The organism is Vibrio sp. D173a, assembly GCF_030248475.1.
Genome location: NZ_JAHGAH010000113.1, coordinates 1 through 19,171 on the forward strand (window position 1 = coordinate 1; position 19,171 = coordinate 19,171).

Below are 19,171 nucleotides of genomic sequence, written 5' to 3' on the forward strand. Positions count from 1 at the left end.
ATCAAGAGACAGCCATCTCGGGGCCTTTATTTTATTCAGACAGGAACATTGAAATGGATTTGTTGGCGATTGGTCTCGTTGTTTTTTCTGCTGTTCTCCATGCGGGCTGGAATATCCTTGGTAAAAGTAACTCAGGCTCTGGACTCGCGTTTACCATGGCGGCCAGCTTTTCTGCATGTTTCATTCTTACCCCTTATTTGATTTGGTATTTGGTAACCATTTGTTGGGCATCATTACCGAGTGAATTTTGGGGATTGCTGTTCATTAGCGGCATTTCACAAATGGTTTATCTGGTCGGTTTGATTGTCGCTTATAAGCACGCAGATATGGGTGTGGTTTATCCGATTGCTCGGGCGCTGCCTGTGATGATGGTCGGCGCAATCAGTGTTGCATTGGGGCATGAATTATCCAGTCAGCAGTGGCTTGGATTCTTGCTGATAACCCTTGGCTGTATGCTGGTACCACTGACGAACTTTCGTCAAATGACGTTGAGCTCTTATTGGAATGTCGGTGTGTTCTGGGCATTGATTGCCGCAATAGGCACAACGGGTTACTCAGTGGTCGACAAAGAGGCACTGAGCTTACTTACAGAACAAGCGTCAGAGATCTTGAATGATCAGTACAGTGCGATCTTCTACTTGGGTGTGCAGTTTTGGGCGATAGGTATTCCAACCCTTGTTTGGTGCTTGGTTACGGGCAAGCCAGATGAGATTAAGACCGCGTGGCAGATCCGCAAAACCGCCAGCATGGCAGGGGTAATGATGGCATCCACCTACGGCTTGGTGCTGTTTGCGATGACCATGACAGACAACGTGAGTTTGGTGGTGGCACTAAGGCAAATCAGCATCGTGTTTGGATTTTTTATGGGGATTTGGTTTCTGTCTGAGAAATGGTATCTCACCCGAGGGCTTGGGGTTACTTCTATCGTGGCGGGGATCATTCTTGCGCTGACGAACTGACCCATATTGATAAAAGAAAAGGGCAACGACTCAGGCAACCGCTGCCTTTTTCTTTTTTAGTTTTTGGGGGAAGGGGTAGGTATAGCTGACGTCAGAAACGCAATTGTGCGCCGAACATCACGCCACCAGAATCAAAATCGCTGTTTTTCGAGTACACATACTCAGCATTCAATCCAAAATGCTTGTAGCTCCAACCTAAGCCAGCGGCAGCTTCACCGCATAGGCTCGATTTCTCAATATCACGGCTTTGATCGTTAACTGAATAGGTGTACGCCAGCGTGTAGTAAGTCATGCCTGCTTTTCCGTATACCTCGAATCCAGCACCAAGCGGGTAACTGGCGTAACCACTCAAACGAGGGCCAGAGAAGCTGGTGTTGGTGACTTCCGAAATTGGGCTAACGAGTATCGAGCCGATACCATCAAACGCCCCTTTATAGCCTGCTTCGATACCAAAGTTATGCGTTGGCATGTAGCGATAATAAATCTCACCTAAGAACATGTCTCCAGACTCTTCGCTGGTAGGCGCGTCGTAGTTGACCATACCGTAACCTAGGTTGGTGCCAATGACATGTGTACTGGTTGCTGCGTAGGTTGACAACGAAAAGGTCGACAACACCAAAGCAGTCACGAATGAATAACGCATGGGACGTTTCTCCTGAGTCTTTTAGCGTGTTAGCTTTTTAATACTTCTTCGAATGTTGCTTTAGTGTTGTCTAGCCATTCATAACGACGACGATACATAGAACGTTTAGAACGAGACATACCTTCGATGTCGCGACGCGGTGCATTCACGTCGATAGAGTAGAAGTGACGGTCGTATTCGGTGCCGCCTAATTCAATCCATAATGCGTCGTAGTCGGTTTTGATTCGTCCTTTGCTGTAGCGTCTAGCTGCGTAAGTGTGCGATTGAGTCTTCACTGCCAACAATGTTTCTATGCCCCAAACCTGCGCAACGATCGATAGCAAGCCAACCATCAAGCTTTTTGGGCGTTGACCGTATAACTTACGCGTCAGCTTTTTGATTTTTGCGTTGTTTTCTTCACAGCTACGTGGCCCTTGTAAACCACCAATCATGATGAATCGTTTGCCATTCTCATGACCCAAGCAGAAAGAAAGGGTGTAGAAGTTGCCATCTTCTTGGCTATGAAGCACCAAGCTCATATCGCCTTCCTTTTGGTAACGCGCTTCGTAAACCAAGCGAACTGAGTACAAGATGTTGTCAATTTCAAATGAAGTCAGAGTTAGACCTTCAGTATCGGTGTAGATCTCATGAATCAGTTCAGGCGAGACGAGTTTCGACACTGTGTTGTAGTGATCAACCACAAGCGTTGAACGATCGAAAGCTGGTCCATTCTTAATAATGTAAGGACGAAATGGCTTCTCTAAGAATCGATGTGTACGAGTGCAAAGTAGTTCAAGCAGTGATGCTTCAATGTTGTCCGCGAGGTACTTAAACGACTTTCTGTAGAATAAAGCACGTGCGATGAATTTTACGCGGTAGGTCCAAATTGGACGATAAATGTCAGCGTATTCATCGGAATAAATGGTTCTACAGTGATCAAGGATAGATTTGTTCATGGTCATTTCACTCCAGTCTCATTTCCAAAAGTGTTGGCTCTGTCAAAGTGGCTATGAACGCTGGTTGAGGAGCGCGAAAGGAGGGCAATCAAAATGGTTACTCGTTTTGCTCAGGCGATGACAGGTATAAGTTTTGAACAGTGTTCTTTTGGGTGAGATTCTATGAGAAAAATCAGAAGAGATATTGTAAGGCTTAGTATGAGAGTGTCAGGATGACACTGCGTAAGAGAGTTAAGGCAAGCAAATCGTCGGAGTAAAGGTGCTTATTCTCGCAATAAGCTATTTATAGCGTTTAGGTATATTAAAACAGGTGAGTAAAAACGAAAACCCGCATCACTGGAATTGAGAAAATCCTAATGTCTGGTTTTTATTTGTTTTTCTTATATTAAATTATTAGCAAAAATCGAGCCTGAAACACGTTTATACTTAAATTTAAATTAATTAAAAAATTCTGAAATTAATATGATTGGCGTTAGGTCTCTATAGGTACTCTACATTCGTTGAGCATTTGGAACTCGATATTTAAAAGGTAAGTAAAGGAGCACACTATGAAACGTTCAATTACTCTAGCAAGTCTTATCGCACTCACTGCTACACCACTCGCTGCGATTGCTGGTGGTTACCAATGGACCAATAACATTAAAACTATCCAAGGTGAGGTTGTTGATAGTAAGCAAGCGGCTTACGACATGGGGTTTGAAATGATTAAGGACTATCAAAGTAAGTCCTCGGCGCAGCTCAGAGACGAATTCAAAAGCTCATTTGATATCGTAGACCGCCAGTCTTTCTCTATTACCAATGCGAAAGTAACGGTTGATGAGTTTCTACAAGACAATGGTCAAATCGCATATCAACCAATATTAAATGTGAAATACGAATACCGTATGCGTGAACCTGGCAACCGTTAATTTATTTATTCGCTAGCATTTATAACTCTATTGCCTGTTTAATCCTTGTTGTATATTCGTTCTATTATTTTTGGGGAGCACTTGCTCCCCCTTTTTTTATTAAAATATATATTCTTGGTGAATGTGTTTGTGAATATAATATTTAATAAATATTTTCTAACGCTCAGCGTAAGTTTTTCTTGCTCGTTGGATATTCGCTAGGTTTGTAAAGTGGTGATAAAGCACAGTTGTGTGCGTCACTTTTACAAAGGATATCGAATGACTCACCCTTCATATTGGTTTAAGCAAGCACTTGAAATTGAGCCGCCGGAAACCGCAATACCACTTCAACAAAATATCCAAGCAGATGTCGCTATTGTCGGCGGTGGTTACACAGGCCTTTGGACTGCGATCATGATTAAGCAGCAATCGCCAGAAAAACAGGTAGTTGTGATTGAAAAAGGCTTGTGTGGCAGTGGTGCATCCGGCGCAAATGGCGGTTGCATGCTGACTTGGTCGACAAAATTTCCGACCTTGAAACGCTTATTCGGTGAAGAACACGCCGCTTGGTTGGTAAAAGAGTCGGAGCAAGCAGTGCTAGAGATCGACGGTTTTTGTCAGCAGCACAAGATCGATGCGCAATTATCGTTGAAAGGGGTTTATTACACCGCAACCAACCAAGCTCAGATGGGGGGAATGCAGCCTGTTGTGGATGAGCTAAAGCGTTTGGATGTGAACAGTTGGCGTCGTTGCCAATTTGAGGAGTTGCGTGCTAGTACGGGATCGCCGCGCAATGTGGAGGGCTTTCATTCTCCAGTCGCAGCCAGTGTTCAACCCGCCTTATTAGCGAGAGGATTAAGACGTGTTGCAATCGAATTGGGGGTTGAGGTCTATGAGAATACGCCAATGACCCGTTTAGATTATGGGCAACCGGCCACTGTTTCTACGCCTAAAGGGAGTATTCAGGCTAAGCAAGTCGTGCTGGCATTAAATGCTTGGATGGTTGAGCAATTTAAGCAATTCAAAAATAGTATTGCCGTTGTCTCTTCCGATATGGTGATCACTAAACCGCTTGGCGACGCACTATCTCAATCTGGTTGGCAGGCCGGCTCTAGCGTTTTAGATTCTCGCATTTTTGTGCACTATTACCGAGATACGCCAGATGGCCGTTTGATGTTAGGGAAAGGTGGTAATCAGTTCTCTTTCAACAACCGCGTTGATGCGATGTTCAACAAGCCAACGAGCTATCAAGATCTACTGCGTAAGTCGTTCGATAAGTTGTTTCCGCGCTTGAAAGGGGCTGAGTTCGCTTATTCATGGACAGGCGGGTCGGATCGTTCCGCTACCGGTTTTCCATTCTTCGGTGAGCTAGATAACCAAAGCAATATCTTTTATGGCTTTGGTTATTCGGGTAACGGGGTTGCGCAGACGCGAATGGGCGGAAAGATATTATCTTCATTGGTATTAGGGCTAGAAAACGAATGGACGAAAAGCGGTTTAGCCAAAGGGCCTCTAGGGCACTTCCCACCAGAGCCATTTCGTTGGACGGGCGCAATGATGGTGCGCAACGCGGTTCGTCGCAAAGAGGAAGCAGAAGATAACGATAAAACACCATTTATCTGGGATAAGTGGCTAGCCAAACTCGCGGGGCCAGCAGGCAAAGCGGATAAGCTCGACTAAACTGAATATTTTGATCGCAAACAGATGGGGAAGAGGTGAAAGTGTTAGAGACACCTCTTGCCTTTGTGTTAGCCTCAGTCTTTCAAGCTCAGATGCAAAAGGTGAGTAATAAAATGAAAGTATTCAGCAATTTTGACAGCGGCAGCATTCACGTAGTGAAAGCGGACGACAAAAACGACATTCAACTCAAAATTCCTAACGACAACATGTCGGAATTCTACCAGTGGTTCCACTTCCGTCTAGAGACAGAAGCCGAGCAATCACACACCATCAAACTTCTTGATCTTGCGAAATCAGCTTACCCGGAAGGTTGGCAAGGTTACGACGTGGTTGCGTCTTACGATCGTGAAGAGTGGTTCCGAGTTCCGGCAGATTTTGATGGCGATACGCTGACTTTCACTGTGATCCCTGAGCGCAGCTCAATTTACTTCGCGTACTTTGCACCTTACACGTACGACCGTCACCTAGACCTGTTACACATGGCACAAAGCGCGCACCACTGCCAACTAGAGACGCTTGGTCATACGCTAGATGGCAATGACATGAGCTTGCTTACTTTCGGTGAGCCAGAAGAAGGCAAAAAGAAAATCTGGATGATTGCACGTCAGCACCCAGGTGAGACGATGGCAGAATGGTTCATGGAAGGCATGATCCAACGTCTGCTCGATGAGAACGACACGGTTGCGCGTGCATTGCTTGAAAAAGCAGTACTTTACGTAGTACCAAACATGAACCCAGATGGCGGTGTGCGTGGTCACCTACGTACTAACGCGGTTGGCGTAAACCTAAACCGTGAATGGCAAACGCCATCAATGGAAAAGAGCCCAGAAGTCTTCTTGGTTCGTGAGCGCATGCTAGAAACTGGCGTGGATATGTTCCTAGATATTCATGGTGATGAAGCTATCCCTTACAACTTTGTGGCGGGCTCTGAAGGTATTCCTTCTTATGATGAAGGTATGGCAGAGTTGGAAAACGCGTTTAAACAAGCACTTCTGACGATTACACCAGAGTTCCAAGACGAGATCGGCTACGACAAAGATGAGCCGGGTAAAGCGAATCTGACGGTTGGCTCTAATTGGGTGGCGGAGCAGTTCAAGTGTTTGTCTTACACAATCGAGATGCCATTCAAAGATAATAACAACCATCCAGACCCACTTTACGGTTGGTCACCAGAACGTAGTGTGTTGTTTGGACAGGATGTTTTGGCTGCAACATTGGCGGTTTCGGACAAGATTTAAGCCATTTAGTTCACAGCTCGCACTTCGCGAGCTGTGTTCTTTGTAGGTTTTTTCCTTGCCTTATGTGTGGATTGTGTCAATTTTTTCGTCACCTAAAACAAAAATACTTCAGTTTCTGGTGCTTACGTGGCCATTGATTAGAAAAACTAATCGTTACGACAATAAATCTAATTTATGATAAAGAGAATTGTTCTGTTAAAGTCGCTTTTGAGATTTACGTCACAAAAGTTATCTAATCTCAACCATTTACAAATCATATGTATCCGGTCTGTATGTAGGCACTGCAACTAAAAGTTTCTTTTAGCTGCTATGTATGTATGCAAATTAAGTTGGATAATCCTTGCTTCGGAATTTAGTGCTTTAAGAGATTGACTCAATTTGTTCATGCGCTGGTAAAGCAGTGTGCTCAAAACTTGGAAATCTTCGGATGAGCATCTTAATCAATGGTTTAATGGATAATCTCAAGTTAAGACATCGTTAAGGTGAATTAGTTCAGATTGTTGACGTAATTTGTAATCACTTGAAACAGTGTAGGTACTGACTGTCGTGATGACCGCTTTAAGGTGGTAAGAGAGTAGTCGGGTCACCTTCGCATTAAAGGTAAAAATAATGAAAAAAATCGCTCTTGTAGTGGCTACTGTTCTAGCTGGTGGCGTAATGTCGAATGTTGCTCTTGCTGACACTTACATCGGCGGTAAGCTAGGTTACAACGCTCTTAACGACGCATGCCACCTAGACGCGCCATGTGATGACGACAGCTTTGCTGCTGGCATGCACATCGGTTACAACTTCAACGAATACGTAGCTGCTGAATACGGCGTAGATTACCTAGGTAACTTCACTGCTAACTTCAACAAAGCTGGCCTAAACACAGTTGATGGTGACCTATGGGCACTGACTCTTGCTCCTAAGTTCAACCTACCACTAAATGATTCTTGGAACCTATTCGCTAAAGTAGGTGCTGCGTACATGATGGCTGGTGACGAGAAAGATTTCGTACCAACTGGCTCTCTAGGTGCTGAATACCAAATCAACTACAACTGGAGCCTACGCGCTGAGTACCAACGTTACCAAGACATGTCTGATGACATCATCGACGACATGGATGCTGACTTCTTCGGTATTGGCTTCAACTACAAGTTCGGTTCTGAGCCAGTAGTTCAAGAAGAAGTAGTTGAAACTCGTCCAGCGACTCGCATCGTTGAGAACGAGTACCCAGCTCAATCTACAACAGTACAATTCGGCCTAGAAAGCGCTGAACTACAAGACGCTTCTGCGTTCAACGGTACTGTTGAGCTAATGAACACTTACCCACAAGCTCAAGTTGAAATCAACGGCTACAGTGACACAACTGGTTCTGAAGCTTACAACCAACAGCTAACAGAGAAGCGTGCACAAGCAGTTGCTGAGCACTTCCAAGCTGAAGGTATCGCTGCAGACCGCATGACTGTTAAAGGTATGGGTGAAGCTAACCCAGTAGCTAGCAACGAAACTCGCGAAGGTCGTGAAGAGAACCGTCGTGTAGAAGTTGTTGTTCCAGCTTTCCAATACCAAACTGAAGAAGCTGCTCAATAATTCGTTATTGAATCAGTGACTTTGAAAGCCAGCGTTTGACGCTGGCTTTTTTGTTTCCCTTCATTAATTTGTCACAGCTCCGTCATAGTATCTTCTACTAGTTTGTCTGGAGCCTGATATGCAAAACCTACCGCCATTAAATTCTCTGAAAGCGTTTGAAGCGACCGCTCGATTGCAAAGCTTCACCAAGGCGGCAGAGGAGCTCAATGTCACTCGTGCGGCGGTGAGTCAGCAAGTTAAATCCCTCGAAGTGTATTTGGATGCTACCTTATTTGAACGTAATGGCGCCCAGCTCAATCTGACTCAAGCTGCTCATGGATATTTACCTGTGGTAAGTCATGTTTTCCAAAGCTTATCTGCGGCAACTCAGCACCTGTTCTCTAGACAACAACAAGCACTACTGACGTTACATGTGGCACACAGCTTCTGTTCTCAATGGCTCATGCCGCGCTTGGCAGACTTTCACCGTCAACATCCTAAAATCAGCTTCAAAGTCTCTACTACGGCTAACGCGATGCCAAGTAACAGCGATATTGCGGATGTGGAGATCATCAATGGTTATGGAGAGTGGCAAAGCCAACAAGCGATTCAACTGACGCGAGAAAACTGGATCGTTGTGGCAAGCCCAGGCTTTTTGCATCTCAATCCTGTCCGTGATTTGGCCGATTTGATTCGCTTACCAAAGCTCGCGACGGGTGGCTATCAGGAAACTTGGCAATGTTGGCTGGAACAGCAAGGATATCAAGGCACAAGCATAAAACTAACGGGGGAATTCGAGCACTCTTTGCTCGCCATTGAAGCTGCTGTGAATCAGCTTGGCGTGTTGTTGGTGCGTGATTTGCTCGTTGAAGATCACTTGCAGCAAGGCACATTAGTGAAAGTCGGTGAGTGGTCGATGCCAAGTCGAGGAGCTCATCACATGATCATTCGAGATGAAGAAAAGCCTCATGTGAAAGCTTTTGTTGATTGGGTTATGCAAAGTTTATAAGCGCAATTTTAGGGCTCAATCACAAGACAAATAATGACTGCGATTAAGCTAACAATCTGAAACATTATCAGCCTTCATGAGTAGAATTCGAGTGCTAAGATGATCGAGTACGTTTCATGTCGTCATCACTCACGGAGCTCGTGCTCTAGCTATCAAGGAGCTGTTATGGAAGCGTTAGAAGGGGGCAGGGAGAATGCCATTTATCGCAAGGGCGATCGAGTCAGTCGACCTGCCAGTCATTGGACAATGACAATTCATCAATTACTCCAACACCTACATAGTCATGGCTTTACGGCATGCCCAAAGGCGATTGCAATTGAGGGTGGAAAAGAGCTACTGACTTTCGTGGAAGGAGAAACCTACAATTACCCGCTCGAAGGTGAAATTGCCTCACTGACCGCATTGAAATCTGCAGCAAAGTTGCTTCGTCGTTTTCATGATGCATCAGAAAGTTTCCTCAAGAAAAATACACAAGATGTGCATCATTGGATGCTACCCGCCCGCTCGCCGCAAGAGGTGATCTGTCATGGTGATTTCATGCCTTATAACGTGGCGTTAGAAGACGATGTTGTAGTGGGGGTATTTGATTTTGATACGGCGCACCCAGCCCCACGTATCTGGGATATTGCTTTTTCGATTTACGGTTGGGCACCCTTCAAAACCGATAAAAATGACAAAATGGGTACACTGGAAGAGCAAATTCGTCGAGCGAAGATCTTTTGCGATGCCTATGGTTGCAGCCGATTAGAGCGTGAAGAATTAGTAGGAATGATGACATTACGTTTGACGGCTTTAGTTGATCACATGCGCGCAATGGCCGCCAGCGGTGATACTCAGTTCCAAGCTAATTTGGAAGAAGGTCATCACCGAGCGTATTTGCAGGATATTGAATACATCAACAAACACCAACAAGCCATCACACTTGGTGTGCTCGGTGAAATCAAGTTCTAATCTTGTCTGGAATATTGGTTGATGATCGATTGAATTACGTTAAAAAGCCACTTGGTTTTAGGGGAATATTGTTGTGAGCGACGACAACTCATCACAAAACTTACGCCAAGTTCGAGTCCATTTGGTAGATCAATACTTCGACAACATTCGGGAACATGACCGCTCATGGTGATACCGAAGTGATCAGTTTTCATGATGATACTGTGGATCATTGCAGGGTGCTCTACCTCGATTTTGGGCTGCACATCAAAGCCTATGTTCTTCAGACGATCCAATAATGGGTATTTGTGATCGTTCCAGCCAGGTGTGTTAAATAGCAAAAATGGGTAACTTTCTAGGGACTGGAAGTCTTGAGCTGGATGACCTTCTCTAACGAAGAATACTGCTTTGCCCTTGCCTAACTCTTGCTGAGCAATAGACTGGGGAAGGTCTTCATCGAAGTAATGAATCGCAACTGCGTTCTCTCCATCTATGATGCGGTTCTTTGTATCTGCTCCCCATCTTAAAAATTTATAGCTCGCATTTTTAGCGTGCTCGAGTAGTTTGAGATAGAGCTTATCACCGTATCGGTCCCAAAAGAGTGTATTTGAGAAGACGATAATTTCTCCGGTGTAAAGGTCTGGTGAAAATTCTTGGGGCTGAATTGCATCGAGACTCGTTAATATCTGCTCGAAGTGCAGCATATTGGCTTCAACAAAGGAGGTCGGCTCAAAACCATTTTTGGTTTGAATGAAAAGGGGGTCATCCAGTTTCACTTTCATTTTGGTGAGATTTTTACTGATGGCGCCAGATGTTTTTCCTAGGGATTCTGCCACTAAACGCATGTTACGTAACTCATACATACGCTTTAACACCAAGACGTTTTGCATATCCAGATTGATTGTCATTTTTCTACTCCAGCCAATGTTGCTATGGCATCATAACTCCGCCTTTCGTAATAAAAGACAGGTGATAGTCAATTCTAAGTTTCTGGTAAAAAGCGCTTTTTAATGAGAATTTCCATTTGGTAAATCTGGGTTTTCCTCGTGCTACAAAACGTACGTTGCTAAAGTCTCTCCATCGAAATGATGTAATTAGATATCGAGGTGGAGTATGAAAAAACTAATCGCACTAGGCCTAATGGTTTGTTGTGTAAATGTGGCATTCGCTAGTGATGGATCCTTTACAGGGGCAATTGATATGACAATGAGTCAAGAAAACCGAATTGAAGTTAGACGTGTGGGTTCTGAATTAGCACTTCAGGGCCGAAATGAAAATACTAACGGTGGTGTGGTCATTCAAACCGACGCCTCTAATCAACCGATTCAATTACGTGGCCGCCGCGATTAAACGACAAAACATAGAATCAAGCTCAGCCTCAATGCCGCGTCTAACGCGGCATTGTTGTTTCTACCGAATAAAAATTTTTTGATAGCTTTTGTTTCTCGAGAACTAATAAATAATTGCTGAAATATTATTTACCGTTTTTAGAAAACTAAATGATATTGATTATCATTTAGTTTTGGGTGTGGTTCTATTATCAATAGAGAGGAATACCGCTATGAGTAATGTATCGATAAATTATGCATCCATACAGTTAGAGGACGCGGCAGTATCAAATGTTCCGGCTTTTATCAAAGTCAAACGTAAATTAATGATGCTTGGTCCTGCATTTATTGCGGCGATTGGCTACATCGATCCAGGCAATTTTGCGACGAATATTGAATCGGGATCTTCATTTGGTTACCAGCTACTTTGGGTAGTGTTATGGGCGAACCTAATGGCGATGTTGATTCAGTATTTATCCGCCAAGCTAGGTATTGTCACAGGCAAAAATCTCGCAGAGCATTTACGTGACCACCTACCGAATAAGTGGGCAGTAGGCCTCTACTGGATCCAAGCGGAAATCATTGCGATCGCGACAGATCTTGCCGAGTTTATCGGTGCGGCCGTGGGCTTTCAGTTGGTGTTTGGCATCAGCTTGATGGAAGGAGCGATGATCACTGCAGTTGCTACTGTGATGATTCTGATGCTTAACCAGAAAGGTCAAAAACCACTAGAGGTGGTGATTGGTTCACTTTTGATGTTGGTGGCGGTTATCTACATTGCTGAACTATTTTTTGCGCACCCTGCGGGCGGTGAAATGGTCAAAGGTCTGCTAACTCCAACTTTTACTGATTCGCACCAAATCTACCTGGCTGCCGGTATTCTTGGCGCAACAGTGATGCCTCATGTGATTTATCTTCATTCAGCATTGTTCAAAAACAGTTACGGTGAAAGCACAAAAACTCGCCTTCGTACCACTCGCTTTGATGTGTTGATTGCGATGGTGATTGCAGGCTTTGTGAATATCGCAATTGTGGCGATGGCAGCTGCGGTCTTCCATTACTCAGGCAACCAACATGTGGCGGAAATTGAAACAGCATATATGACGCTAACGCCATTACTCAGGCAACCAACATGTGGCGGAAATTGAAACAGCATATATGACGCTAACGCCATTGGTAGGTAAAGCTGCTTCTGTGTTGTTTGGTGTTTCGTTGATTGCTTCAGGCTCGTCTTCTACCGTCGTTGGTACAATGGCAGGTCAGGTGGTGATGCAAGGCTTTGTGCGCTTCTCTATCCCAATGTGGGTTAGACGCTTTATTACTATGGCACCTTCGTTTGTGGTGATTGGTTTGGGTATGAACACCACAGATATCTTGGTGATGAGCCAAGTGGTGTTGAGCTTCGGTATTGCGCTGGCGATTATCCCATTGCTTATCTTTACCAACAGTGAACGCTTGATGGGGGAGTTCAAAAACAACAAATGGGTGTCTTATGCTGGTGTGGTGATTGTTTCTTTGGTATTGGCATTAAACGCTTACTTAATGGTAACGCTTATAGCGTAGCAATTGCGCTTTGATAACAAACTCTGTCGATAAAAAAACGGAAGCTACTGGGCTTCCGTTTTTGTGTTTAAGTGAAATGGGTAATTAGTTTTGCTCAACCATTTCCAATTCAGCTTCGCTTTGTTTTGCCGCTTCAAGCATCTTACGAATGATGAATGATGCGCCCAAGGCAATCGCAACCATCACAACCGCTAGGATAGTCAGCAGTTGGAAGTATTCGCCGTAAACGTGTTGTACGATCTCTTGGGTGATCTCTTGACCTTTTTCTAGTGCGATAGAAGTCGAGAACGCGGCACCAACGATACCACTTAGCGCGATAGCTACAGAGAACAAGCTTACAGAGAAGTTCTCAATGTGCTTAGGTGCAACCGATAGGATGAATGCTACGACCATTGAACCTACGATAACTTCTGCGATCGCTTGGAAGAAGTGAATCGCTAGGAAGATCTCAGGCATGATAATGACGTCTTCGCCAACGGTCGTTACCGCGAAGGTTAGGATGCCGAATGCGATAGCGGTTAGCACGAATGCCAATGCAATCTTAGTTGCTGTTGACAGGTGAATGTCGCGTTTTTCTAGCATGCCAAAGAAGCCAGCAACAATAGGGCCACCAACCATACACCATAGCGGGTTCATTGCCATTGCAGCTTCAGGCTCTAGTGGAATGAAGCCAAACAGAGAGCCTTTTAGTGTGTTGATCGCTACCATGTTCATTGAAGTCATCATTTGACCGTAGTAAACGAAGAAACACGTGGTTAGGAAGGTAACGATAAGGATGGTACCCATCTTCAATGATTCCGCTTTGCTTGCTTTCAACATCAAAGAAACAAAGTAAAGAATCGCAGCACCGCCGATGGCGTAAACGATGTTTTGACCGATATCCATGTTAGAGAACATGAAGAATACCAGTGCAATCATTGCCGCTGAGATGATCGCGAAGAAAATCCAGTTCCTCATGCTTACGCTTTGACGATCCAGATCAGAAGCAACGCCAACCAACCCTTTGCGGAACACAAGTAGCATAATCAATGCTGCGCCAGCCATCACTGCTGAAATAGTGAAACCACCATTAAAGCCGATGATCAGCACAATCATTGGGAACAAGTATTGACCTAGGAAAGCGCCCACGTTGTTCACTGAGTAGTTGATTGGATAACCTTTCTCGAAATCTTCTTGAGACTTAAAGGTACGTTTGTACAGGCTAGGGTAAGAAGGTGACATTAAACCACGGCCGTAACTTGCTAGTGCGATACCACACATAGAAAGCGGTACGTTGGTTACCGAAGCCCCAAGAACAAGCAGTACGTAACCAGATGCGAATGCTAGGAAGGCAATCGATAGAGAACGGTAAGCACCTAAAAATTTATCAGCGATGAAACCGCCAGCAATCGCAAATAGGGGGCCAATCGCCGAAAAGGCACCCACGATCATCATGGTATCAGCTTCGTTGTAATTCAGATCCTCTAAGAAAAAACGCGTTAGACTGACCAACACGCCATAAAATGATAAGCCAAACATCATTTGGCAGAACATCATAGATTTATTTAGTTTATTCCACATAATTAAATACTAACTATTGCGAGAAAGGTAGTTATTATTTCTGTTAAATGTTACTTAAACGCTATGTTACATATTGAAACAATTGTCGCATAAAACGAATTTAATGCACCAAAATTTCTAATGCGAAACGTTTGCGTTACTAATGTGTTGTTCTAGATCAACTAGAAATTACGTGAATAAATGACCAAAAAGTAACAATTTATAAGATGATTGTTCTGAGGTGGTTTTTAAGGTTTTGAAATGTCGCTGAAATAATATGCAATAGAGAGTGGGGCAGGAGATGGTGTAATTTGGGCGTAAGAAAGAAGACGTTGGCGGAATTTTGTCCGCCAACAATGAGAATTATTAATTAGCAATAGCTGATGTAAAGTATGCTATTCGCATGGTGGCGCCATATGAATCACTGCCAGACCACCAAGTGATGTTTCACGGTATTTTTTATTCATGTCTTTACCAGTCTGGTACATGGTCTCGATAACTTTATCTAATGAAATAAGACATTTGCTGGTGCGTTTCAGTGCCATGCGTGATGCGTTAATGGCTTTCATCGCGCCCATCGCGTTTCGCTCGATACACGGCACCTGAACCAGACCACCAATTGGGTCACAAGTCATGCCAAGCGAATGCTCCATGGCGATTTCTGCGGCAATACAGATTTGTTCATTACTGCCACCGCGCAGTGCGGTTAAGCCTGCTGCTGCCATCGAAGACGAAACCCCGACTTCACCCTGGCAACCTACCTCTGCACCGGAAATAGAAGCGTTGGTTTTGTATAAAATACCAATCGCCCCCGCGACTGCTAAGAAGTCCTTCAACTGTTTGTTGTCCAGCTCTTTGATGAAGCGGTGGTAGTACATCAGTACCGCAGGAATAACACCGGCAGCACCATTGGTTGGTGACGTCACTACTTGACCACCTGCAGCATTCTCTTCACTCACTGCGAAAGCAAACAGGTTAATCCAATCCATGATCTCCATTGGATCGTTCTCGACTGCCGCATTGGCTTCGAGTTTTTTGAGTAGGTTTGGCGCTCGGCGAGTTACGTTCAACCCGCCTTCTAGAATGCCTTCGGTATCAAAGCCTCGTTGCATGCACAGCGACATCACTTTCCAGATCTGCTCAGCTTTTTGATCGATCTCTTCCTGCTCACGAAACGCGCGTTCGTTTTGCAGGATCATTCCGCCCAAGCTCAAGCCGTTTTGTTCTGCTTTCTCTAGCATTTGATCGGCTGATTTGAACGGGTAACACACTTGCACTTCCGCTTCGCTGCTGCCGTTTTCCAGTTCGGCCGCGGTTGCAATAAAGCCACCGCCAATGGAGTAATAAGTCTCAAACGCGACTTGATCGCCAACAGCATCAAAAGCCGTAATGGTCATGCCATTTTCATGCAATGGGAGGTTGTCGCTGTGGAAGACGATATCGTGATCATAACTAAACACGATCTCATGCACGCCAGCGACAGAGAGCGTGCCATGTTCAATGGTATGTTGCAGTGCACTCTTGGCACTGGTCATCTTGATGGTATCGGGTTTGTTGCCCATCAAGCCAAGTACGGTAGCACGGTCAGTGTGGTGACCTTTGCCTGTCAGCGATAAAGAACCATAAAGGTCAACTTGCACCTTGTGCACTTTCGCCATAGAGTCGCTAAGTAGTTGAGTGAAATGGTAACCTGCGAGCATTGGGCCATTGGTGTGGGAACTGGATGGACCGACACCGACTTTAAAAATATCGAAAATCGACAGCATAATTGACTTCCTTTCTCTACGGACCTTTATTCAGGTCTCTAGAATGACATTGTTAATTAGATGTTAATGCCTGAGAGGGTATTGGCAAAGCAAAATTTTGTATACAAATTGTTCTCTAAAGTATGAGTAATTGAGATCTCGGTAATGAAGTTAAACAAAGTAGTGATCATTCTGGGTAAACGCTTGGTACACGATAAGCTAAGCGCTGAGGGCTGCTCCCGTGTTGAAGCATTGTCTAATGTTTTAAACGAGCTGTGCTTTGATACTACGGCATTGGTGTTCTGTGGCGGGATAACTCAAAGTCAGACAGTATCTGAAGCGGATGCAATGTACGGTTACTTTCGTCATCTGATGGAGGTAAAAGGCGTCGACTTTCCAGAGCAGCAAGTGATCATCGAGAACCGTTCACTTAACACGGTGCAGAACATGCAGAATGCCGCCGCAGAACTATTACAGAGTGGCCTTTGTCAAACAGGCCAAACCATTGAAGTCACGCTGCTTTCCAATGACTACCACTTGGAACGGATTATTGAGATTCAAACGCTGATGGACGAACAAGGCCTATTGAGAGTGTTGAAATCGCGCTGCGAGGAAATGGGGGTTCACCTCAATATTCCCCTCAAAGTGTCTAAACACATTAGTGTGCCTTACCCTAATACAGGCGTGTTAGCTGAGGCGTTTCTGCTGTTTGATGAGCTTACGACCTACCGAGTGTATCTAGAAGGCGTAAAGCGTGACGTATTTAAGCGTGATTTGGCTGAGGTACGAGCAAAGCCATTAGCAATCGCTCGTCGAGCTATAGAGAGGCTGCAAGTGTTGCAGTTAGAACAATATGTTCAAAGGCAAATTGCAGATATGAAAAAGGCCATCGAAATGACAGCCTTTGATGATTCTGTTTATGCCGCAGAGCAAGCGCTAGCGGTATTCCATCCGATTCTTACGTCGCTGAACCTGCGACTTGATCCTGAGGCAAATACCTAGGTCAGCGAGCGTAACTTATTGACGTTTTAGCTCGCGGCGTGTGCGTACCGCACTGAGCGCGATTAAGCTGTAACAAAGTAGCTCAATACCTTCTTCCGAGATGTTTTTCACATCGCGTACGTAGTGCTCACCCATTACGTGCTGCCAGAAGCTGCCCATTCCGTATAGACGAGAGAACACCAATAATAAGATCACCGAGCCGATAAGCAGCTTCATGTATGGTGATTGTAAGATGGTTGCCATTTCATTTACGGTACCTTTACCGCCTTGGTAAGCTTTCGCACAAGCCAGCGCTGTTACTGCAAGAGCAGGGAATACCCAAGAGCCGTGGTGAATCATGTCGAACCAGTAATCCATCTCACGGATCATCAATACAGCGAAGAAGCCTGAGATAAGAATGGCAGCATGGGATACATGGCTTTCTTGTCTAGATACGCGGAAGAAAGACCAAGACGCAACGGCCAGCATGATCAATTGCAATGTTTCAGTGACGGACGTTTCACCCAAGGTTGAGCCTAGTAAAACGTAATCCACGCGGATACTTAAGTTCACTAGAATACTAATTGCAACGATGGTCAACGCACTCAACATCGATTTGTAGATGATGCGTTTTGACTCTTCAGTCACTTTTGAGTTTTCAGCAACAAGGTTGGATTGTGCCGATTCGGCTTGTTTGACAGTATCTGTTTTCATCCTGGCCACCCGCTCCAATAAAAATGTGGAAAAAACGTGAAATTTCGTGATGTGGGCGAGAAATTTTATTGACCGGTTGGAAAGTAATGTCAGAGGAATGTCAGGAGTAAAACGCCGTTCAATATCGTGTCGCTGTGCGGTAAGGCTGATGGATAAAGGAGTAAGTACCAGAAAGTATGGGAATTTACGGTAAACAAAAAGGAGCTCCAAGCTCCTTTATTGATAATAATGTAATCTTAGATTGCGCAAATGTTAACGGTGTTTACGATTCGCCATCTTCTTTATGATTGTTGCGGTAGTATTCCCATTGCTCAAAACGTTCGTTTTCAGACAATTGGCAGTACGTTACACGCTCGCCATTTTCTGTAACAGTATCTAGCTCGCCGCCTTGTTGCACGCAGTATACCGCTGCTGGGTTTGCTGCTGCTGTGTATTCATTTGAGCGAGTTGCACCTTCATAAGTTGAACAACCTGCCAACACCATCGCTGCTGCCACTGCCGTTACTAAAGTTGTCTTTTTCATTCTTGATCTCCGCATGGGATTAACGAGTAGTGTGTTGATTATAGGAGAGTTTCAGAAAAATATTGTCTTATGTTTGTTAAAAGCACGAAGCTTGTAAGGGAATTATGTGCAATCTTAGAATTCGCTCACTGTTCAGTGAAAGTTGTTTCAATAGACCTCAAATTGAAACTTGGGAATGCGCATGAATTTCGGTAGTATGCGCGCAAAACATTCACAGCGGAATCTGCGATGAGACATTTGAAAACTACTACGCACCCAGACATCGAGCATCTCGATGACAAAATCATCTTCCAACGCAATGCGGCGCGCGCCATTGTATTAGACGGTGAAGATGTCCTGCTTCTTTACACAGAGCGTTATCACGATTACACGCTGCCTGGCGGTGGCATCGATGACGGTGAGGATGTGATTGCAGGTTTGGTACGTGAGCTGGAAGAAGAAACCGGTGCGAAGAACATTCACAGCATCAAGCCTTTCGGTATCTTCGAAGAATTTCGTCCATGGTACAAAGACGATGCGGATGTGATGCACATGAAGTCATACTGCTACACGTGCAAGATCGACCGTGAGTTGGGTGAAACGTCTTATGAGGATTACGAAGTGAAAAATGGCATGCGCCCAGTTTGGATGAATGTACACGACGCGATCGCGCACAATGAAAAGACGATGGCAGAAAGCCCGAAGAAAGGCATGAGCATCGAACGCGAAACCTTCTTGCTCCAGTTAATCTCGAAAGAGCTTCTATAGTTCACACTTATTGGGCGACAGTACTCTTCACTCTTCTCAAATTTCCGGTCTTCGTTTACGAAACGGCTTTTTAACGTTTCAATTTGTAAACATCAGTCAATAAAAAAGTCCGAGCTCCCCCCCGGAACCCGGACTTATTCCAGACGCGCAAGCGAAGCGTCATCTCGATATTCTGTTTTTTTTGTATCAATCTGTG

General features: G+C 44.7%; 17 protein-coding genes and 1 pseudogene. 11 read left to right on the forward strand and 7 right to left on the reverse strand.

Features of this window, described 5'->3' with window-relative positions:
* Positions 1-53: 53 nt before the first annotated feature.
* A complete protein-coding gene (locus KIV40_RS12610) occupies positions 54-959 on the forward strand; it encodes an EamA family transporter (RefSeq protein ID WP_285349561.1) in 906 nt (301 codons plus the stop codon).
* Between the two features lie 91 nt (positions 960-1,050).
* On the opposite strand, the gene KIV40_RS12615 is transcribed toward KIV40_RS12610, so the two are convergent.
* Complete coding sequence (locus tag KIV40_RS12615; protein ID WP_285349494.1) at positions 1,051-1,602, reverse strand: outer membrane beta-barrel protein; 552 nt, start codon at positions 1,600-1,602, stop codon at positions 1,051-1,053.
* Between the two features lie 29 nt (positions 1,603-1,631).
* Positions 1,632-2,543 (reverse strand): VirK/YbjX family protein, encoded by a 912-nt coding sequence (locus KIV40_RS12620; RefSeq protein ID WP_134976246.1) that lies wholly within the window; start codon positions 2,541-2,543, stop codon positions 1,632-1,634.
* 542 nt (positions 2,544-3,085) lie between these two features.
* On the opposite strand from KIV40_RS12620, the gene KIV40_RS12625 reads away from it, so the two are divergent.
* The 6 genes from KIV40_RS12625 to KIV40_RS12650 all read left to right on the forward strand — a co-directional run bounded on the left by KIV40_RS12625 (position 3,086) and on the right by KIV40_RS12650 (position 9,856).
* Complete coding sequence (locus tag KIV40_RS12625; protein ID WP_285349497.1) at positions 3,086-3,445, forward strand: DUF3316 domain-containing protein; 360 nt, start codon at positions 3,086-3,088, stop codon at positions 3,443-3,445.
* Between the two features lie 258 nt (positions 3,446-3,703).
* Positions 3,704-5,104, forward strand: coding sequence for an FAD-dependent oxidoreductase (locus KIV40_RS12630; RefSeq protein WP_285349499.1), 1,401 nt, complete (start codon positions 3,704-3,706; stop codon positions 5,102-5,104).
* Positions 5,105-5,217: 113 nt separating this feature from the next.
* On the forward strand, positions 5,218-6,342 hold the full coding sequence (locus KIV40_RS12635) for a M14-type cytosolic carboxypeptidase (protein ID WP_255943243.1): 1,125 nt from the start codon (positions 5,218-5,220) through the stop codon (positions 6,340-6,342).
* 609 nt (positions 6,343-6,951) lie between these two features.
* The gene (locus tag KIV40_RS12640) at positions 6,952-7,917 is read left to right on the forward strand and encodes an OmpA family protein (RefSeq protein WP_285349502.1); all 966 of its coding nucleotides are present in this window, start codon (positions 6,952-6,954) and stop codon (positions 7,915-7,917) included.
* A 118-nt stretch (positions 7,918-8,035) separates the two neighbouring features.
* Positions 8,036-8,905 carry a LysR substrate-binding domain-containing protein gene (locus KIV40_RS12645; RefSeq protein WP_285349504.1) on the forward strand — a complete coding sequence of 290 codons (870 nt, stop codon included), beginning with the start codon at positions 8,036-8,038 and terminating at the stop codon, positions 8,903-8,905.
* Positions 8,906-9,070: 165 nt separating this feature from the next.
* Positions 9,071-9,856 (forward strand): phosphotransferase, encoded by a 786-nt coding sequence (locus KIV40_RS12650; RefSeq protein ID WP_285349506.1) that lies wholly within the window; start codon positions 9,071-9,073, stop codon positions 9,854-9,856.
* On the opposite strand, the gene KIV40_RS12655 is transcribed toward KIV40_RS12650, so the two are convergent.
* Positions 9,853-10,743, reverse strand: coding sequence for a LysR family transcriptional regulator (locus KIV40_RS12655; RefSeq protein ID WP_285349508.1), 891 nt, complete (start codon positions 10,741-10,743; stop codon positions 9,853-9,855). The two genes, KIV40_RS12650 and KIV40_RS12655, sit on opposite strands and share 4 nt — an antisense overlap.
* Positions 10,744-10,948: 205 nt before the next feature.
* Here KIV40_RS12655 and KIV40_RS12660 point away from each other — a divergent pair, with 205 nt between their 5' ends.
* On the forward strand, positions 10,949-11,185 hold the full coding sequence (locus KIV40_RS12660; RefSeq protein ID WP_005535020.1) for a hypothetical protein: 237 nt from the start codon (positions 10,949-10,951) through the stop codon (positions 11,183-11,185).
* 211 nt (positions 11,186-11,396) lie between these two features.
* Positions 11,397-12,726: pseudogene (locus KIV40_RS12665) on the forward strand (Nramp family divalent metal transporter).
* Positions 12,727-12,810: 84 nt separating this feature from the next.
* On the opposite strand, the gene KIV40_RS12670 reads toward KIV40_RS12665, so the two are convergent.
* Both KIV40_RS12670 and KIV40_RS12675 read right to left on the reverse strand, forming a co-directional pair.
* Complete coding sequence (locus KIV40_RS12670; RefSeq protein WP_285349511.1) at positions 12,811-14,286, reverse strand: peptide MFS transporter; 1,476 nt, start codon at positions 14,284-14,286, stop codon at positions 12,811-12,813.
* Between the two features lie 374 nt (positions 14,287-14,660).
* Entirely contained in the window at positions 14,661-16,031 is a 1,371-nt protein-coding gene (locus tag KIV40_RS12675; protein WP_285349513.1) for an L-serine ammonia-lyase, read from the reverse strand.
* 144 nt (positions 16,032-16,175) lie between these two features.
* Between KIV40_RS12675 and KIV40_RS12680 the strand changes: the two genes are divergently transcribed.
* Positions 16,176-17,012 carry a YdcF family protein gene (locus KIV40_RS12680; RefSeq protein ID WP_285349515.1) on the forward strand — a complete coding sequence of 279 codons (837 nt, stop codon included), beginning with the start codon at positions 16,176-16,178 and terminating at the stop codon, positions 17,010-17,012.
* A gap of 15 nt (positions 17,013-17,027) precedes the next feature.
* On the opposite strand, the gene KIV40_RS12685 is transcribed toward KIV40_RS12680, so the two are convergent.
* On the reverse strand, positions 17,028-17,705 hold the full coding sequence (locus KIV40_RS12685) for a hypothetical protein (protein ID WP_038890647.1): 678 nt from the start codon (positions 17,703-17,705) through the stop codon (positions 17,028-17,030).
* A 262-nt stretch (positions 17,706-17,967) separates the two neighbouring features.
* Positions 17,968-18,228 carry a DUF333 domain-containing protein gene (locus tag KIV40_RS12690; protein ID WP_005535975.1) on the reverse strand — a complete coding sequence of 87 codons (261 nt, stop codon included), beginning with the start codon at positions 18,226-18,228 and terminating at the stop codon, positions 17,968-17,970.
* 228 nt (positions 18,229-18,456) lie between these two features.
* On the opposite strand from KIV40_RS12690, the gene KIV40_RS12695 reads away from it, so the two are divergent.
* Entirely contained in the window at positions 18,457-18,975 is a 519-nt protein-coding gene (locus KIV40_RS12695) for an NUDIX hydrolase (protein WP_051117069.1), read from the forward strand.
* The last annotated feature ends 196 nt before the right edge of the window (positions 18,976-19,171 follow it).

Bases quoted from the DNA above. Each gene is read 5' to 3' on its own strand.
- KIV40_RS12635 (WP_255943243.1), top strand. From the start codon at position 5,218: ATGAAAGTATTCAGCAATTTTGACAGCGGCAGCATTCACGTAGTGAAA.
- KIV40_RS12655 (WP_285349508.1), bottom strand. From the start codon at position 10,743: ATGACAATCAATCTGGATATGCAAAACGTCTTGGTGTTAAAGCGTATG.
- KIV40_RS12610 (WP_285349561.1), top strand. From the start codon at position 54: ATGGATTTGTTGGCGATTGGTCTCGTTGTTTTTTCTGCTGTTCTCCAT.
- KIV40_RS12630 (WP_285349499.1), top strand. From the start codon at position 3,704: ATGACTCACCCTTCATATTGGTTTAAGCAAGCACTTGAAATTGAGCCG.
- KIV40_RS12615 (WP_285349494.1), bottom strand. From the start codon at position 1,602: ATGCGTTATTCATTCGTGACTGCTTTGGTGTTGTCGACCTTTTCGTTG.
- KIV40_RS12650 (WP_285349506.1), top strand. From the start codon at position 9,071: ATGGAAGCGTTAGAAGGGGGCAGGGAGAATGCCATTTATCGCAAGGGC.
- KIV40_RS12645 (WP_285349504.1), top strand. From the start codon at position 8,036: ATGCAAAACCTACCGCCATTAAATTCTCTGAAAGCGTTTGAAGCGACC.
- KIV40_RS12660 (WP_005535020.1), top strand. From the start codon at position 10,949: ATGAAAAAACTAATCGCACTAGGCCTAATGGTTTGTTGTGTAAATGTG.
- KIV40_RS12690 (WP_005535975.1), bottom strand. From the start codon at position 18,228: ATGAAAAAGACAACTTTAGTAACGGCAGTGGCAGCAGCGATGGTGTTG.
- KIV40_RS12670 (WP_285349511.1), bottom strand. From the start codon at position 14,286: ATGTGGAATAAACTAAATAAATCTATGATGTTCTGCCAAATGATGTTT.
- KIV40_RS12640 (WP_285349502.1), top strand. From the start codon at position 6,952: ATGAAAAAAATCGCTCTTGTAGTGGCTACTGTTCTAGCTGGTGGCGTA.
- KIV40_RS12625 (WP_285349497.1), top strand. From the start codon at position 3,086: ATGAAACGTTCAATTACTCTAGCAAGTCTTATCGCACTCACTGCTACA.
- KIV40_RS12685 (WP_038890647.1), bottom strand. From the start codon at position 17,705: ATGAAAACAGATACTGTCAAACAAGCCGAATCGGCACAATCCAACCTT.
- KIV40_RS12675 (WP_285349513.1), bottom strand. From the start codon at position 16,031: ATGCTGTCGATTTTCGATATTTTTAAAGTCGGTGTCGGTCCATCCAGT.
- KIV40_RS12680 (WP_285349515.1), top strand. From the start codon at position 16,176: ATGAAGTTAAACAAAGTAGTGATCATTCTGGGTAAACGCTTGGTACAC.
- KIV40_RS12620 (WP_134976246.1), bottom strand. From the start codon at position 2,543: ATGACCATGAACAAATCTATCCTTGATCACTGTAGAACCATTTATTCC.
- KIV40_RS12695 (WP_051117069.1), top strand. From the start codon at position 18,457: ATGAGACATTTGAAAACTACTACGCACCCAGACATCGAGCATCTCGAT.